This window comes from Noviherbaspirillum galbum (assembly GCF_010974945.1).
Lineage (GTDB): Bacteria > Pseudomonadota > Gammaproteobacteria > Burkholderiales > Burkholderiaceae_D > Noviherbaspirillum > Noviherbaspirillum galbum.
Genome location: NZ_JAAIVB010000077.1, coordinates 1 through 16,092 on the forward strand (window position 1 = coordinate 1; position 16,092 = coordinate 16,092).

Annotated in this window: 20 protein-coding genes; 14 read left to right on the forward strand and 6 right to left on the reverse strand. The window is 64.9% G+C overall.

The genetic code is table 11. From position 1 onward, the window contains the following. The 4 genes from G3574_RS22560 to rodA all read left to right on the forward strand — a co-directional run. Positions 1–194 (forward strand): hypothetical protein (locus G3574_RS22560; RefSeq protein WP_205609888.1); only part of this gene is annotated, 194 nt, incomplete at its 5' end. Then, positions 191–703 (forward strand): rod shape-determining protein MreD, encoded by a 513-nt coding sequence (gene mreD / locus G3574_RS22565; RefSeq protein WP_163967808.1) that lies wholly within the window; start codon positions 191–193, stop codon positions 701–703. The genes G3574_RS22560 and mreD, both read left to right, overlap by 4 nt. 24 nt (positions 704–727) lie before the next feature. Next, positions 728–2,710, forward strand: a complete 1,983-nt coding sequence (gene mrdA, locus G3574_RS22570; RefSeq protein ID WP_163967809.1) for a penicillin-binding protein 2 — start codon at positions 728–730, stop codon at positions 2,708–2,710. A gap of 5 nt (positions 2,711–2,715) precedes the next feature. Then, positions 2,716–3,828 (forward strand): rod shape-determining protein RodA, encoded by a 1,113-nt coding sequence (gene rodA, locus G3574_RS22575; RefSeq protein WP_163967810.1) that lies wholly within the window; start codon positions 2,716–2,718, stop codon positions 3,826–3,828. On the opposite strand, the gene G3574_RS28490 is transcribed toward rodA, so the two are convergent. Then, positions 3,819–4,139 carry a hypothetical protein gene (locus G3574_RS28490; RefSeq protein WP_235953570.1) on the reverse strand — a complete coding sequence of 107 codons (321 nt, stop codon included), beginning with the start codon at positions 4,137–4,139 and terminating at the stop codon, positions 3,819–3,821. The two genes, rodA and G3574_RS28490, sit on opposite strands and share 10 nt — an antisense overlap. On the opposite strand from G3574_RS28490, the gene G3574_RS28860 reads away from it, so the two are divergent. Next, the gene (locus G3574_RS28860) at positions 4,138–5,052 is read left to right on the forward strand and encodes a septal ring lytic transglycosylase RlpA family protein (RefSeq protein WP_328804838.1); all 915 of its coding nucleotides are present in this window, start codon (positions 4,138–4,140) and stop codon (positions 5,050–5,052) included. The two genes, G3574_RS28490 and G3574_RS28860, sit on opposite strands and share 2 nt — an antisense overlap. Before the next feature lie 13 nt (positions 5,053–5,065). Here G3574_RS28860 and rsmI read toward each other — a convergent pair whose 3' ends face one another. Continuing rightward, positions 5,066–5,950, reverse strand: a complete 885-nt coding sequence (gene rsmI / locus G3574_RS22585) for a 16S rRNA (cytidine(1402)-2'-O)-methyltransferase (RefSeq protein ID WP_407941697.1) — start codon at positions 5,948–5,950, stop codon at positions 5,066–5,068. Positions 5,951–6,052: 102 nt separating this feature from the next. Here rsmI and G3574_RS22590 point away from each other — a divergent pair, with 102 nt between their 5' ends. From G3574_RS22590 to G3574_RS22620, 7 genes are all read left to right on the forward strand, one after another. Next, on the forward strand, positions 6,053–7,360 hold the full coding sequence (locus tag G3574_RS22590; RefSeq protein ID WP_163967811.1) for a penicillin-binding protein activator: 1,308 nt from the start codon (positions 6,053–6,055) through the stop codon (positions 7,358–7,360). Then, positions 7,360–7,824 carry a YraN family protein gene (locus G3574_RS28720; RefSeq protein ID WP_163967812.1) on the forward strand — a complete coding sequence of 155 codons (465 nt, stop codon included), beginning with the start codon at positions 7,360–7,362 and terminating at the stop codon, positions 7,822–7,824. The genes G3574_RS22590 and G3574_RS28720 overlap by 1 nt, the downstream gene beginning before the upstream one ends. A gap of 76 nt (positions 7,825–7,900) precedes the next feature. Continuing rightward, on the forward strand, positions 7,901–8,488 hold the full coding sequence (locus G3574_RS22600) for a phosphoheptose isomerase (RefSeq protein WP_163967813.1): 588 nt from the start codon (positions 7,901–7,903) through the stop codon (positions 8,486–8,488). A gap of 7 nt (positions 8,489–8,495) precedes the next feature. Beyond that, entirely contained in the window at positions 8,496–9,125 is a 630-nt protein-coding gene (locus G3574_RS22605) for a BON domain-containing protein (protein ID WP_163967824.1), read from the forward strand. A 43-nt stretch (positions 9,126–9,168) separates the two neighbouring features. Continuing rightward, a complete protein-coding gene (locus G3574_RS22610; RefSeq protein WP_163967814.1) occupies positions 9,169–9,759 on the forward strand; it encodes a LemA family protein in 591 nt (196 codons plus the stop codon). Between the two features lie 52 nt (positions 9,760–9,811). Next, positions 9,812–10,219, forward strand: a complete 408-nt coding sequence (locus G3574_RS22615) for a DsrE family protein (protein ID WP_235953574.1) — start codon at positions 9,812–9,814, stop codon at positions 10,217–10,219. 97 nt (positions 10,220–10,316) lie between these two features. Next, the gene (locus tag G3574_RS22620) at positions 10,317–10,841 is read left to right on the forward strand and encodes a peroxiredoxin family protein (protein WP_163967816.1); all 525 of its coding nucleotides are present in this window, start codon (positions 10,317–10,319) and stop codon (positions 10,839–10,841) included. A 10-nt stretch (positions 10,842–10,851) separates the two neighbouring features. Here G3574_RS22620 and G3574_RS22625 read toward each other — a convergent pair whose 3' ends face one another. The 4 genes from G3574_RS22625 to G3574_RS22640 form a co-directional block, all read right to left on the reverse strand. After that, positions 10,852–11,502 carry a phosphatase PAP2 family protein gene (locus G3574_RS22625; RefSeq protein ID WP_163967817.1) on the reverse strand — a complete coding sequence of 217 codons (651 nt, stop codon included), beginning with the start codon at positions 11,500–11,502 and terminating at the stop codon, positions 10,852–10,854. 603 nt (positions 11,503–12,105) lie between these two features. After that, positions 12,106–13,098 (reverse strand): lipoyl synthase, encoded by a 993-nt coding sequence (gene lipA / locus G3574_RS22630; protein WP_163967818.1) that lies wholly within the window; start codon positions 13,096–13,098, stop codon positions 12,106–12,108. A 49-nt stretch (positions 13,099–13,147) separates the two neighbouring features. Further along, positions 13,148–13,795 carry a lipoyl(octanoyl) transferase LipB gene (gene lipB / locus G3574_RS22635; RefSeq protein WP_163967825.1) on the reverse strand — a complete coding sequence of 216 codons (648 nt, stop codon included), beginning with the start codon at positions 13,793–13,795 and terminating at the stop codon, positions 13,148–13,150. 20 nt (positions 13,796–13,815) lie between these two features. Next, a complete protein-coding gene (locus tag G3574_RS22640) occupies positions 13,816–14,679 on the reverse strand; it encodes a helix-turn-helix domain-containing protein (protein WP_163967819.1) in 864 nt (287 codons plus the stop codon). A 250-nt stretch (positions 14,680–14,929) separates the two neighbouring features. On the opposite strand from G3574_RS22640, the gene G3574_RS22645 reads away from it, so the two are divergent. Together G3574_RS22645 and G3574_RS22650 are read left to right on the forward strand one after the other, a co-directional pair. Then, the gene (locus tag G3574_RS22645) at positions 14,930–15,466 is read left to right on the forward strand and encodes an Rrf2 family transcriptional regulator (RefSeq protein WP_163967820.1); all 537 of its coding nucleotides are present in this window, start codon (positions 14,930–14,932) and stop codon (positions 15,464–15,466) included. 70 nt (positions 15,467–15,536) lie between these two features. Next, positions 15,537–16,092 (forward strand): branched-chain amino acid ABC transporter substrate-binding protein (locus G3574_RS22650; RefSeq protein ID WP_163967821.1); only part of this gene is annotated, 556 nt, incomplete at its 3' end.

The following is a 16,092-nucleotide window of genomic DNA, read 5'->3' on the forward strand; positions in this document are numbered from 1 at the left end:
CAGCCGCCAAGCCCGCGCCAAAAGGCGCCGCCGCAACCGCTGCAGCCCCGGGTGCCGCAACCGCCGCGAACCCTGCCGCGAAAACCCAGGCAGCCGCGCCGCCGGCCGCACCCGCACCCCGGCCGGCCGCTGCCGACACGCCGAAACCCGCCGCCCAGCGCCAGCCGCAAGCCAAGACGGAGACCGCGCAATGAACCGCCCGCATTACATTCTCCTGCCGGCCAACCCGCTGTTCGTCATCGTGTCGATCTGCGGTGCCTTCCTGCTGAACATCCTGCCCTGGGGCCAATGGTACGGCGTGCCCGACATGGTTGCGCTGGTGCTGGTCTTCTGGAGCATCCACCAGCCCCGCCTGGTCGGCATCGGCGTCGCCTTCTTCATGGGCCTGCTGATGGACGTTCATGACGCGGCGCTGCTCGGCCAGCACGCGCTTGCCTATACGCTCCTGTCCTACTTCGCGATCATGATCCACCGCCGCGTGCTGTGGTTTCCGATCGGTACCCAGGCGCTGCACATCCTGCCCTTGCTGCTGATGGCCCAGATGGTGCAACTCGTGGTGCGCGTGGCGGTGAGCGGCAAGTTCCCCGGCTGGCTCTACTTTCTCGAAAGCGTCACCGCCACCCTGTTGTGGCCCCTCGCTTCCTGGATCCTGCTCGCGCCGCAGCGCCGTGCCATCGACCGCGACGAAACGCGGCCGATCTAAGCCTTCGCCCGCGACGGCCGACCCATGACTGAATTCAAGAATACCGAACGCGAACTGCATTTCTTCCGCCTGCGCCTGTCGGCGGCGGCAATCTTCGTGTTCATCTGTTTCTCGCTGCTGCTGGCCCGCTTCATCTGGCTGCAGGTCTACAAGCATGCCGACTACCAGGCGCAGGCCGAGGACAATCGCATCTCGGTGGTGCCGGTCGTGCCCAACCGCGGCCTCATCGTCGACCGCAACGGCGTGGTCCTGGCGCGCAACTTCTCGGCCTACACGCTGGAAATCACGCCGTCCAAGGTCCGCACCAGCCTCGACCAGGTCATCGATGAACTGGCCACGCTCATCGACATCCAGCCCAAGGACCGCAAGCGCTTCCGCAAGCTGCTGGAGGAATCCAAGAACTTCGAGAGCGTGCCGATCCGCACCCGCCTCACCGACGAGGAGGTGGCGCGCTTCACCGCCCAGCGCTACCGCTTCCCCGGCGTGGAGATCCAGGCCCGCCTGTTCCGCCAGTATCCGCTCGGCCAGGTGGCGTCGCACGTCATCGGCTACATCGGCCGCGTCAGCCAGAAGGACGCCGAAAAGATCGAAACCTGGGACGATTCGGCGAACTACTACGGCACCGACTACATCGGCAAGGAAGGCCTCGAGAAAAGCTACGAGAAGCACCTGCATGGCACGACCGGCTATGAAGAGGTCGAGGTGTCCGCGGGCGGCCGCGCGGTGCGCACCCTGTCGCGCACGCCGGCCACGCCGGGCAACAACCTGATCCTGTCGGTCGACATCGAGCTGCAGAAGATCATCGAGGAAGCCTTCGGCGACCGCCGCGGCGCGCTGGTCGCCATCGAACCGTCCACCGGCGACATCCTGGCCTACGTGTCGATGCCGACCTTCGATCCCAACCTGTTCGTCGAAGGGATCGACGCGCAAAGCTGGGACGAACTCAACAATTCGCCCGACCGCCCGCTGGTGAACCGGCCGATCTCCGGCAGCTATCCGCCCGGCTCGACCTACAAGCCCTTCATGGCGCTGGCCGCGCTGGAGCTCGGCAAGCGCACGCCGAACCAGGCGATTTCCGACCCCGGCTATTTCTGGTTCGGCAATCACAAGTTCCGCGACGACAAGGAAGGCGGACATGGTTCGGTGGACATGTACCGGTCCATCGTGCATTCCTGCGATACCTACTACTACATGCTGGCCAACGACCTCGGCGTCGACACCATGCATGACTTCATGAAGCCCTTCGGCTTCGGCCAGATCACCGGCATCGACCTCGAGAACGAACGCAAGGGACTGTTGCCTTCCACCTCCTGGAAGCGCAACGCCTACAAGCGTCCGGAGCAGCGCAAGTGGTACGCCGGCGAAACGATTTCGCTGGGCATCGGCCAGGGCTACAACAACTTCACGCCGCTGCAGATCGCGCATGCGGTCGCCAACCTCGCCAACAACGGCGTGGTGATGAAGCCGCACCTGGTGAAGATCATCGAGAACGGCGGCACCAAGGAAAAGACCGTCACCGTTCCCAAGGAAAGCTACCGCATCCCGCTCAAGCAGGAAAACATCGACTTCATCAAGAACGCGATGGCCGGCGTGGTCCGCGAGGGCACCTCCGCGCGCGTGTTCGCCAAGGCGGAATACACCTCCGCCGGCAAGACCGGCACGGCGCAGGTGGTCGGCATCAAGAAGAACGAAAAATACGACGCCAAGAAAACCGCCGAGCGCCACCGAGACCACTCGCTGTACACCGCCTTCGCGCCCGCCGACAATCCGAAGATCGCCATCGCGATCGTCGTCGAGAACGGCGGCTTCGGCGCCGAGGCCGCCGCGCCCATCGTGCGCAAGGCGCTCGACTATTACCTGCTCGGCAAGCGCCCCGTCGACAAGGATGCGCCGCCGACGGAAAAGACCGACGTGCTCAATACCCGCGCCGCCGCTACCCAGAAGGCCGAGGACGAATCCGACGGCGGCCCGCGCGCGGGCGACGAAACAACCGGCAACAAGGACTAAACGCCATGCGTCTCACCGAACGGCGCCCGCTGCTGCAGGTGCTCAAGCCCTACATCTTCGTGTTCGACGGCCAGCTCGCGCTGATCATCTTCCTCATCCTGTCGCTGGGCACCGTCACGGTCTACTCCGCCGGCATCGATTTCCCGGGCCGGGTCGAGGATCACCTGCGCAACGTGCTGGTTGCCTTCGTCGTCATGTGGATCGCCGCCATCATCCCGCCGCAAAGCCTGATGCGCGTCGCCGTGCCGCTCTACACCGTCGGCGTCGCGCTGCTGATCGGCGTGGCGGCCTTTGGCCTAGTGAAGAAGGGCGCCCGCCGCTGGCTCAATGTCGGCGTGGTCATCCAGCCATCGGAAATCATGAAGATCGCCATGCCGCTGATGCTCGCCTGGTTCTTCCAGAAGCGCGAGGGCATGGTGCGATGGCAGGAGTTCGCGATCGCCGCCTTGCTGCTCGTCATTCCCGTCGGCCTGATCGCCAAGCAGCCCGACCTCGGGACCGCCATCCTGGTGATGGCTGCCGGCTTCTACGTGATCTTCCTCGCCGGACTGTCCTGGAAGGTGCTCGTCGGCCTGGTGCTGGCCGCCGCCGGCAGCATGCCGGTGGTCTGGTCGCTGATGCATGACTACCAGCGCAACCGTATCATGACCCTCATCGACCCCACCACCGATCCGCTCGGCAAGGGCTTCCACATCATCCAGTCGACCATCGCCATCGGCTCGGGCGGCATTCCCGGCAAGGGCTGGCTCAAGGGCACGCAGGCCCACCTCGAATTCATCCCCGAACGCACCACCGACTTCATCTTCGCGGTGTTTTCCGAGGAATTCGGCCTGATCGGCAATTCCATCCTGCTCTTCCTCTACCTGCTGCTGATCGGCCGCGGACTTTACATCGCCGCCAACGCGCCGAGCTTCTTCAGCCGCCTGCTGGCTGGCGCGGTGACCCTGATCTTCTTCACCTACGCCTTCGTCAACATGGGCATGGTGAGCGGCATTTTGCCGGTGGTCGGCGTGCCGTTGCCCTTCATGAGCTATGGCGGCACCGCGCTCATGACGCTGGGCCTGGGCACGGGAATCCTGATGAGCATCCAGCGCCACCGCAAGCTGGTTCAAAGCTGAATCCGCTCTACCTGCATTCTGTTCTTGCAGCATCGGCAATGCCGATGCACACTATTTCCGTTTTGAACGGCCTTGCCGATCCGGCATTGTCCGTTCCCAAGGGAATCGGAAAGAACAAGAATGCGGTTGAAAGCCTCTTCGACATGGCGCGCGGCGCGCGCGATTTTTATTTTGGGCATGCCCGGCGTGATGCTCATCGGCTGCGGCAGCACGCCGCCGGCCTCGACCTCGCGGACCGAACCGGCGATTGCGTCGGCGAAGCCATCGTCGAAGCCAGCCCCGTCGTCCTCTCCCCAGGCCTTGCCCGCCATGCCCCGCGCCGGCTCCGGGCGCGGCGGCTATTACCAGGATGACGGCCCGGGCGACAACCCGCCCGAAGGCCTGATGGACCTGCCCGACGCCGAGCCGCGCGTCGAACCCTACCGTCCGCAGAACAGCCGGCCCTACACCGTGCTCGGCACCACCTATGTGCCGCAGGTCGACGACAAGCCCTTCAGGCAGCGCGGCATCGGCAGCTGGTATGGCAAGAAATTCCATGGCCAGAAGACCGCTTCCGGCGAGCCGTACGACATGTACAAGATGACCGCCGCCCATCCGACGCTGCCGATTCCCTCCTATGCGCGGGTGACAAACCTGTCCAATGGCAAGCAGGTCATCGTGAAGATCAACGACCGCGGGCCCTTCCATTCCAGCCGCATCATCGACTTGTCCTTCACCGCCGCCTTCAAGCTCGGCTACCTCGGCAGCGGCAGCGGCATGCTCGAGGTCGAGCGCCTGCTGCCGGAAGAAATTGCCCGCATGAACGCCAATCCGGCACAGGCGGCCTCGCAGCCGAAGGCGCCGCCGGCGGCCGAGGTCATGACGGTGGCCGCGATTGCTTCCCCGCAGCCGGCGCGCGAAGTCCCGGTGATCGAGACGAAGATGGATGCCAGAGAGAAGGCGGAGCCGGCAGCCGACCCCAAGGTCCAGGCTGCAGAAACGCCGTCTTCCGCCCCGGGCTTCTACCTCCAGCTTGGCAGTTTTTCCCAGGCGGCAAATGCGCAGGCCGCGCGCAACCGCCTGCTGGAGCAGCTCGGGTCAAGCCTGCCGGGCATCGAGGCGGTGCCGAGCGGCGCCTGGCACAAGGTGTTCGGCGGGCCCTATGCCAACCGGCAGGAAGCGATGGCCGCTGCCGCCAGGCTGCAGGCGAACGCCGGCATCAAGACCATCATCGTGCAGCGCTGATCAGCCCTGCACTTCAGCCTTCCGCGTCGCCCGCCTGGTTCTTCAGGGCAAGCGCGCGTTCGTACAGGGCATTCTTTTTCTGTCCGGTGATCTGGGCGGCCAGCGTGGCCGCCTGCTTCACCGGGCACTCCGCCAGCAGGATGCGCAGCAGGCGGTCGGTATCGGCATCGTCGCCATCCTCCCCGGCGGGCGCGCCTTCCACCAGCACCACGTATTCGCCCTTCTGGCGGTTCGGATCCGCGGCAATCCAGGCCGGCGCCTCCGCCAGCGTGCAGCGATGGATTTCCTCGAACAGCTTGGTCAGCTCGCGCGCCAGCACCACCTGGCGCGCCGGCCCGAAAACCCGGCCGAGGGCATCGACGGCATCGGCGATGCGATGCGGCGCCTCGTAAAGCACCAGCGTGCCGGCTAGCGCCGCCAGCCCTTCCAGCGCGGTCTCGCGCTGTCTTGCCTTGCTCGGCAGGAAGCCGATGAAATGGAAGCGGTCGCCGAGCAGCCCGCTGGCGCTCAGCGCCGCGATCGCGGCCGAGGCGCCCGGCAGGGGCATGACCCGCAGGCCGGCGCCACGCACCGCGTCCACGATGCGCGCGCCGGGATCGGAGACCGCCGGCGTGCCGGCGTCGGACACCAGTGCGATGCGCTGGCCCTGGCGCAGCCGCTCGATCAGCCTGTCGGCCGCTTCCCGCTCGTTGTGTTCATGCGCGGCGATCAATTCCTTCGACAGGCCGAAGCGGTTCAGCAGGTGCGCTGTATTGCGCGTATCCTCGCAGGCGACCGCGTCGGCAATGCCGAGCAGATGCCACGCGCGCAAGCTGATGTCGGCCGTGTTTCCGATGGGCGTGGCAACCACATATAATGTCGCGGCCGGGTACTGCTGGCGCGCGGCGTCCTCCATCATGGTGGCGAGCGCGGCGGAAAGCGCTGATGCCGGGCGCGCGGACGCAACGGCGTCCGCGGAAGACGCGGAAGGACTGGACGCAGACGAAGTCATGGAGGAAGAATGGTCGTGAAGCGATCGGGATGGTCGAGCCTGGTAAGCCTGGTGTGCGGATTGTGCCTGCAGGCGTGCGCGAATACAACCTTGCTGGGGCAGGCAGGCACCGCGCCTCCCGTGCCGGCAAGAACGCCGGCGCCGGTATCGAGCATTCCCCCCGCCGCTCCGCCTTCCCAGGCGGCAACGCCGCCATCGCCGCCGCCGCCGCTGCAGGCGCCCGAACCGCCGACCTCGGCTCCCGCGCCCGTCGTGCCTGTCATACCTCCATCGTCTTCCGCGGCCCCGCTTTCCACGGCGCGTTTCGCCTTGCTGCTGCCGACCCGTTCCGAGACCCTCGGCCAGGCCGCCGAGTCGGTCCGCGCGGGCTTCATGTCCGCTCAGGAACGCGAGCCGCAGGCAAGCCGTGCGGATGTCATCGACACCGGGGATTCGCCGCAGGATGCCTTGTCCGGCTATGCCCTCGCCACCTCGGACCACGACCTCGTGATCGGTCCGCTGCCGCGCAGCGCGGTCACCGCGGTTGCCCAGAGCGGCGCGGTCGACCGGCCCACCATCGCGCTCAATCAGCCCGACCTCGCCGCCAACGAACGCATCGCGTCGCCGATCTTCCTGCCCATCGGCCTGTCCATCGACGACGAGGCGCGGCAGGCTGCAATCTGGGCCGCAACGGAACAACCCGGGAAAGCCTACGTCCTGCATTCCCAGGCGGCATGGCAGCGCCGCGCCGCCGCCGCCTTCGATGCGCAATGGCGGCATGGTGGACGGGAATCCGAAGTGGTGGAAATTGCGGCGGCCGACGGCTACCTCAACGGGCGGTCCCTATTGCAACTCAAGAAACGCTTGCAGGAAGACAAGCAGGTCCTCGTCTTCGCCGCCCTCGACATGACGCAGGCAAAGCAGCTGCGCGCCATCCTTGGCAATGCGGTCCCGATGTACGGCACCTCGCAACTCAATCCGGCCAGCATCGCGGAACGCGTCCCGGCCGAACGCGCCGACGAACTCAACGGCGTGCGTTTCCTTGATATTCCCTGGCAGTTGCAGGCGGACAATCCTGCGGTCATGATCTATCCGCGCCTCGTCATGCCGGCAGACCAGAAACGCAATGCCGACCTCGAGCGTCTTTATGCGCTGGGCATCGATGCCTACCGCATCGCGCGGCAGGTTGCCGCAAAGGAAACCGCTTTTGAACTGGATGGTGTGACTGGCCAGCTCAAGGTGCGCTTCGACGGCAAGGTCGCGCAGTTCGAACGCGTGCTGCAACCGGCGGTGTATCGCGACGGCATCGCCACGCCGCTGAACGGCCCGTCGCGCTGATGGCATGGTTTCGCAAGGTGTTGCAGCGCGCGACGGATGCAACAGGGGCAAAATCCGCAACAGCCGCAACAGCCGCAACATCGAACGAGGCGACGCCGGGAGACGAGCCAAAACCGTCGCGCACGCCGCAGCAGCGTGCTGGCCAGGCGGCGGAAGAAGCGGCCCTGCGACACCTGTTGTCGCAGGGGATGCGCCTGGAACAGCGCAACTTTCTTTGCAAAGGCGGGGAGATCGACCTCATCATGTGGCAGGACGCGACGCTGGTGTTCGTCGAAGTGCGCAAGCGCGCCAACGGACGCTTCGGCGGCGCGCTTGCGAGCATCGGCGCGCAGAAGCAGCGCCGGTTAATCCTTGCCGCGGAATTGTTCCTTCAACGCTTTCGGCATGCGCCGCCATGCCGCTTCGACATCATCGCCATTGACGACGGGAAACTGTCGTGGGTACGCGATGCCATACAGGCTTGACGTGTACACTACGCAAGCTTGACCGGGGGCATGTTGGAGCGCTCCACCTTCCAAGCTGCACTATAATCGCCACACTATGACGAACCAACGCATCCAGGCGCATTTCCAGGAAAGCGCCGACTTGAAGATCAAGGCGGCCCAAGTCCTTGCGCAACCCATCTCGCAAGCCATCGAACTCATGTTCACGGCTTTGTCCAATGGCAACAAGATCCTCGCCTGCGGCAACGGCGGTTCGGCCGCCGATGCCCAGCATTTCGCCGCAGAGCTGGTCGGACGCTTTGAGCGCGAGCGCCTGCCGCTGCCGGCGCTGGCCCTGACCACGGACACGTCCATCATCACCGCCGTCGGCAACGATTACAACTTCAACGACATTTTCAGCAAGCAGGTGCAGGCCTTCGGCCAGGCGGGCGACATCCTGCTCGCCATGTCGACTTCGGGCAATTCCGCCAACGTCCTGGCCGCCGTCGACGCGGCCCTCGAGCGCGACATGCGCATCGTGGCGCTGACCGGCAAGGGCGGCGGCACGATTGCCAAGCGCCTGACCGATTCCGACGTGCACATCTGCGTGCCGCACGACCGTACCGCGCGCATCCAGGAAGTACACCTGCTTACGATTCATTGCTTGTGCGACGGCATCGACGTCGCATTGTTTGGGGAGGCTTGATTTGAATATGCGCTTTCAGCGTGCCGTATTGAACGCCGTCCTGTGCGGCGCCGTCGTCTTCAGCCTGCAGGGCTGCATTGAAATGGCCGTCGGCAGCGCGGTCATGGGAACCTTGGCCGCCACCGACCGCCGCACCTTCGGCGCCCAGACCGAGGACAAGGCCATCGTCGTCAAGGGCGAAACCCGGGTCGCGAACCTGGTCAACGGAGCCGGCCACGTGAACGTCGCCAGCTTCAACCGCAAGGTGCTCCTGACCGGCGAAGTGCGCGACGCCGCGATGAAGGCCGACGTCGAACGCGAAGTCGCCGCCATCGAGGGCGTGCAGGGCGTTATCAACGAGCTCGAGGTCATGGGCTCCTCCAGCTTCACCTCGCGCTCCAACGATTCGCTCATCACCGGCAAGGTCAAGGCCACGTTCGTCGACGCCAAGGACCTGTACGCCAATTCCATCAAGGTCGTGACCGAGCGCGGCACGGTCTACCTGATGGGCCGCGTCACCCAGCGTGAAGGCAACCTCGCGGCCGAGGTGGCGCGCAACATCAGCGGCGTGCAGCGGGTCATCAAGGTGTTCGAATACATCAGCGACGAGGAGCTCAAGCAACTGAGCCGCCAGCCCGACAACCAGGGAAGCAAGTAAGGCGCCGCCAGGCCGATCGCCGGCCTGGCCGCCGGAAAGCGCCATGACTGCCACCATCCTGTATGCCGCCCTCGCGCTGGTCCTCGTCTTCTGGACGGTCGGCGCGCACAAGCGCTTCACCGCGCTGCGGCTGCAATGCCGCACCGCGTTCGCCCAGCTGCATCCGCTGCTTCGCCTGCGCCATGACGTCGTCCCCGGCCTGGTGGAAACCCTGCGCGCCTACCTGCGGGACCAGCGCGAAGTGCTCGAAATGGTCATCCAGGCCTGCAACGCCGCCATCGATGCCCACGCCGCCGTCGGGCTGAATCCGCTCAACCGCGGCGCCATGGAAAAGCTGGGCGCGGCCGAGGAACGCCTCGACGCGGCGCTGGCCGGCATGTTCCGCGTCGCCCAGCAGTTTCCCGAGATGCGCACCGACGCGCACGTCAAGGAATTGCTTGACCGCCTGTCCGACGCACAGTCCCGCGCCGGCTTTGCCTGGCAGCTATACCAGGAAGCGGCCGGGCATTACCAGGCCGCCCGCCGCCAGTTTCCCGGCTCCATCATCGCCTTCCTGTTCGGCTTCAAGGCCGCCGGCGCACTGCCGGCACGCAGCTTGCAGCGGCATGCCGGACGCAGTACGAAGCAGGAATGACATTCTTTTCCAGGAGGAAAGCATGAACAGGCGTCGCCAGGTTCTCGCAGGGATGGTCTTGTCGCTCACGCTCCCGCTCGCGGGCGGACTCGCGCGCGCCGAGGAACCGGTCAAGGTGGTCTATCACCTCGTCGACGGCATCGACCAGGCTTCGCGCGCCATGGCCAACATCCGCAACCACCTGCGCGAAGCGCCGGACACGAAGATCGTGGTGGTGGCCAACGGCGACGGCATCCGCTTCCTGCTGGCCGGCGCAAAGGAACGCAACGGGCGTCCCTTCGATACCGCGGTGGCGGCGCTGGCTGAGCGGGGCGTGGAATTCCGGGTCTGCGCCAACACGCTGTCTGCGCATGACGTGCCCGTTTCGCAAGTCTTGCCGCAAGCCAAGCTCGTGCCGTCCGGCGTGGTCGAGGTGACACGCCTGCAGGCGCGCGAAGGGTATGCCTACCTGCGCCCCTGATGTCTGATGGCGGAATAAAGGACCGCGCTTGCGCAGGCATCGTGAAGTGCGCGGCGCTATAATTCCGGTATCCCCCGCATCGATCGCGAGTCACCCCATGCAAGCCGAAATCACCACGTCCCGCCAGCGCACCTGGATCAAGGTCGCCGGCGCAGCCCTCCTGGTTGCCGCCGCGGCAATCGCCTATGTGTCCATGTCGGGTGGCGAATCCGCTCCGCCCGTCACCTTCACCAGCATCACCGGCGACAAGGTCAGCATGCAGGATCTGCGCGGCAAGGTCGTGATGGTGAATTTCTGGGCGACGAGCTGCACGACCTGCGTGCATGAGATGCCGCAGATGGTCGATACTTACAACAAGTTCAAGGACAAGGGACTGGATTTCGTGGCCGTGGCCATGAGCTACGATCCGCCGAACTACGTGCTGAACTTCACCGAGACGCGCAAGCTGCCGTTCAAGGTCGCCCTCGACCCGCAGGGTGACATCGCGAAGTCCTTCGGCGACGTGAAGCTGACGCCGACCACCTACGTGATCGACAAGAACGGCCGCATCATCAAGCGCTACGTGGGCGAGCCGAAATTCTCCGAACTCCACGCCCTGCTCGACAAGGCGCTCGCCGCCTGACCCTTAATCGTTAGTCGTCGCCGGCGAAGTCCCTGGGGCAGCGCCACACGCCGGCTTCGCGGCAATCCACCCGCAGGAAAGGCCGCTCGTGTCCGCTGAAGAACAGCGACACGCCGGTCAGCCATTCCTGCGTGGGCGCAGGTTGCACGTAAGGCGCGGGAAGCAGCGCCGCCAGGCAAAGCGCGATGCGCACCTTGGTGAAGATATGCTTGCGCAGCGAACCCGCGATCAGCATGAATCCTGCGCTCACCATGCCGCCCAGCAGCGTCCCCGCCACCACTTCCGACACGGAATGCGAATGCAGCACCAGGCGCGACAGGCCGATCATGCCAGCCAGCGCGAAACCCGCAAGCACGCCCCAGGTGCGCACCAGCGACGGCGAGCGCTGGAACAGCAGGTAGCTCAGCACCGGAAAGACGGCCGTGGCCCGCATCGCGTGCCCGGAAAAGCCGGTGAAATCCAGCACCGGAATGAAGATGCCCCAGCCGATGAAGGCCATCTTGGTCAGCGTGACGATGCCCAGCGCGGAAAGAAACAGCCCGCTCCAGCAGGCCGCCAGCTTACGCTCGTCCTCCACCAGCAGCCAGGCGGTGATGGCAAAGGCAAGCAGTGCGGTGATCGTCAGATCGCCAAAGTGAGTGAGGTGAGTCCAGGAAATCATGATGAAAGGTCAGGCAAGGATTGCCCTGAAAGGTTCCGGCCGGCATGAGCGGCATCAACAAGCGGTGAAAGAAACTGCAGCGTGTGCGGCTGCACCGGAAGAGTATTTAACATCGCCGCAAAGACGGGGTTAAAGTTTCGCAAGGCTTGGACGGGTTGCGTTGTTGCAGCGCTTTGACATGATTGCCTGGAGACGGCAGTTCGGCGGAGGAGGGACGCATCGGGCGGTTCTCCGAATGACCGAACTGGGATTCCCGCCTTCGCGGGAATGACAGTGGAGCGTGAAGATAGTCGCACGTCAACGAGTACGATGCCGAAGGCGAGGCTGCGGTATCCCTTCTGACGTCGCCGAAAGGGAGGGTGGGCAAGCGGATCAAGAAGCGGGGCTGTCTGAGGCGAAGCCGAGTTTCCCCGCTTCCCGCTTGACCGTCCTTCCTTTCGGGAACCCCGCAGGGGCGAGGGCGGCAGGGTCGCTTTTCTTTGGTTCGTTTCTTTGGGCGAGTCCAAAGAAATGAACTGGCCCGCCGGGGCCAGACCCGGCTACTCCCTACGGAGTAGGATAAGCAATTGGGTCACCGGAGAGAAAACTGCAACCTGCGTAGAATCAGCCAATCTCCACCCCCGCCCCATGCGCCTGCTGATCCGCATGATACGAACTCCGCACCATCGCCCCCACCGCCGCATGCACGAACCCCATCTTGTACGCCTCGTCCTCGAACATCCTGAACGTATCCGGATGCACGTAGCGCCGTACGGGAAGGTGATCGCCCGACGGCATGAGGTACTGCCCGATGGTCAGCATGTCGACATCATGCGCCCGCAAATCCCGCATCACCTGCAAGATTTCCTCGTCGGTCTCGCCGAGCCCGACCATGATGCCAGACTTGGTCGGCACCTCGGGATGCGCTTCCTTGAAGCGCTTGAGTAGGCTGAGCGAATACGCATAGTCGGAACCGGGACGCGCTTCCTTGTAGAGGCGCGGCACGGTTTCGAGATTGTGGTTCATGACGTCCGGCGGCGCGGCCTTGAGGATTTCCAGCGCACGGTCCATGCGGCCGCGGAAGTCGGGCGTGAGGATCTCGATGCGGGTAGACGGCGACAGTTCGCGCACGCGGCGAATGCATTCGGTGAAGTGGCCGGCGCCGCCGTCGCGCAGGTCGTCGCGGTCGACGGAGGTGATGACCACGTAGTTGAGCTTGAGCGCGGCGATGGTCCTGGCGAGGTTTTCCGGTTCGTTCGGGTCGAGCGGATCGGGGCGGCCGTGGCCGACGTCGCAGAACGGGCAGCGGCGGGTGCACTTGTCGCCCATGATCATGAAGGTGGCCGTGCCCTTGCCGAAGCATTCGCCGATGTTCGGGCAGCTCGCTTCCTCGCACACCGTGACCAGCTTGTTGGCGCGCAGGATGTCCTTGATTTCGTAGAAGCGGGTGGTCGGGGAAGCGGCCTTGACGCGGATCCAGTCCGGCTTGGCCAGGCGCTCGGCGGGAACGATCTTGATCGGGATGCGGGCGGTCTTGCCCGCGCCTTTCTGCTTCTCGCTGGGGTTGTAGGTCGCGGTCGCCGGGGCGGCGGCAAGGGAGTCTTTGTCGGTAGTCATGGCTGGTCTTTTCTCGCCCGCCGCTTCGGCGGAGCGAATGGCGTGTCTATCACGCGGTGAGTAAGTCGATCAGGTTGGCGGCAAGCGCCGACTGCACGTCCTGCAACGGCGCCTCCACGCCCACGGTACGCATGTCCACGGTCGCCAGCCCTTCGTATCCGCAGGGATTGATCCAGGAAAAAGGCGACAGGTCCATGCCGACATTCAGCGAAACGCCGTGGTAGGTGCAGCCGTTGCCGCGCACCTTGAGGCCGAGGGCAGCGATCTTCGCGCCTTCCCATTTGCCGCCCCGCATGTAGATCCCCGGGGCGCCGGCCTTGCGTTCACCCTCGAGATTATACGCCCGCAGGGTGTCGATGACCGACTGTTCTATTTTGTGCACGAACTCCCGGGCATAGAGCCGGGCGCCCGGCTTGCGCTTCAGGTCCATCATCAGGTAGACCACCGCCTGCCCGGGGCCATGGTAGGTCACCTCGCCGCCGCGGTCGGTCTGCACCACCGGGATGCCGTGCGCGTCCAGCACGTGGGAAGGGTCCGCGCCGAGGCCGAGGGTGAACACCGGCGGATGCTCGACGATCCACAATTCGTCCGGCGTGGCCGCGGTCCGCGCATCGGTGAAGGCGCGCATGGCCGCGAAGCTGGTCTCGTAAGGTTCAACGCCGCGCTGCACGAGGGTCGGCTTCATCGGAGGCGTCATCGACGGGGAAAGGGAGGAGGTCACAGCGGAATGGTATAGAAATGATGCTGGTTCTTGTGCGGCGTATTGTCGATGATTTTCAGGATCGCCGGGTCGATGCCGCCTTCATGCGGGTCGAACAGGCCGCAGGTCCGCAGCGCCCGCCGCACGTCCACCTGCGTGCCGAGGTATTCGAACAGCACCCGGGCGCAGGCGATCGAGCGCTGGTTGTTCGAGGCCACGCCGAGCATCAGGCCGGTCAGCCGCGCCACCTTGTTCTTGTAAGTCGGGAACAGCACCGTCTGCACCATCTCGTTGCCCGCCAGGGCTTCGTAGTCGACCAGGAAAAGCCGGTCGTTGAGGTAAAAGGTGGAGCCGATGTAACGGCATTTGTACAGGCCGTCGAGGGTGTGCTCGGCGAAGCGTTCGAGGCGCTCGTGGTACACGCCGCCCTCGTGCGCGAACACCCGGACCAGGCCGCGCACCACCTTGCCCGGCGCGCTCATCGACTTGTAATACTCGTAGTAGAAACCGAGGTATTTGTCCATCTTGCCGGCGGTCTGCTGCTGCAGGCGGCTGACATGGTCGGCATAGACCGCGCGCTCGGCGCGTTGGCGCGGACGGACCTGCACGATCTGCCGGAAGTGATCGCGCGGCAGGTAGATTTCCGCCGCCTCGACGCCGAAGAAATCGCAGATGCGCTCGAGCGTATGGCTCGACGGCTTGCTGGTGCCGTTGAGGTAGCGGTTGAACTGGGCCCGGTTGAGGTTCAGCTTGCGGCACACGTCCGCGACCGAGCGGTAGTAGCTGCACAAGGTGCGCAGGTTGGCGGCAAACTCCCGCTGGCCGGGGTGGACACGGCCGGCTTCGGAGGAGGCGGGCGAAGCAGGGTCACGCGGCGACATGTTGCCTCAGGAAAACAAGATAAGGAGGAGATGCGAATCGTCGCTAGTTTAGCATCACCTCGCGACAGATAGCATCAGGTAGCGAAATGGCGAATCGGCCAGGAACTGCTTAAAGTGCGAGCCAGGTTGCGATCCCGTCCATCAAGCGGGAATCAACCCCGAGAAGACAATAACAACAAGCTCGACAACCCTGCGTTCCGCGACGGCGATCCGCCCACGCGGGCGCAACGGACCTCACAAAGGAGACACCATGGGTACCGTGGACGGCTTTATCTTCGGCAATGGCGCCTTGCATGAGCGCTTCTTCGCCACCACCGACATTCTCGCCAAACTCGTTTCCAGCGCGCCGCGCGCCGTCAGCATGGCCCAGCTGGAAAGCGAATCCGACCGCCCTGCCAAGGAAATCGCCAGGCTCTGCGCCAGCCTGACCCGCGCCGGCCTGCTGCGCCAGGAAGGCGCCGACCGCTGGGTGCTGTGCGGCGACGCCAGCGACGTCACGCTGGAAGACGTCCTGCGCTGCGTCCTCAACGATCAGCAATCCCGCGGCAGGAGCGCGAAGCAGGCATCCGACCGCGTAGCAACCGACGTCGACCTGCTCGTCATGCAGGCCATGATTGCGATAAATCAAAGTATCTTCAAACATTTGCGCCAGTTCTCGCTTGACAGGCTGAAAATCAGCGCGGCCGGTATGTTTCCGGCAACCCGGCGCTCCCGCCACCACGGACGCGACGACGGTTTCGGCATCACCCTGTCCAACAACGACGTGCCGGCGACCCTGCCGGCATAGGCCGCTTCACCCGCAGGCTTGACTGCGCGACTCCGCGCGCATGGCTTTGCTTACTAGAGGAGAGAACAACATGCAGTTCACGACAAAAATGATTCCGTTGGCTGGCGCACTGGCATTGGCATTTGCGGGTGCAGCGTCGGGACAGGAACAGGTCGTCAAGATCGGCCACGTCGGCCCGATCTCCGGCGCCATCGCTCACTTGGGGAAAGATAACGAAAACGGCGCGCGCATGGCCATCGACGAGCTCAACGCCAAGGGCGTGACCATCGGCGGCAAGAAGGTCAAGTTCGAACTGCTGGCTGAAGACGACGCCGCCGATCCGAAGCAGGGCACCGCCGCCGCGCAGAAGCTGGTCGACGCCAAGGTCAACGGCGTGGTCGGCCACCTCAACTCCGGCACCACCATTCCCGCTTCCAAGATCTATGCCGACGCCGGCATCCCCCAGATCTCGCCCTCCGCGACCAACCCGAAATACACCCAGCAAGGCTTCAAGACCGCTTTCCGCGTGGTGGCCAACGACGGCCAGCTCGGCGGCACCCTGGGCCGCTATGCGGTGCAGATCAACAAGGCCAAGAAGATCGCCGTCATCGATGACCGCACCGCCTACGGCCAGGGCGTGGCGGAAG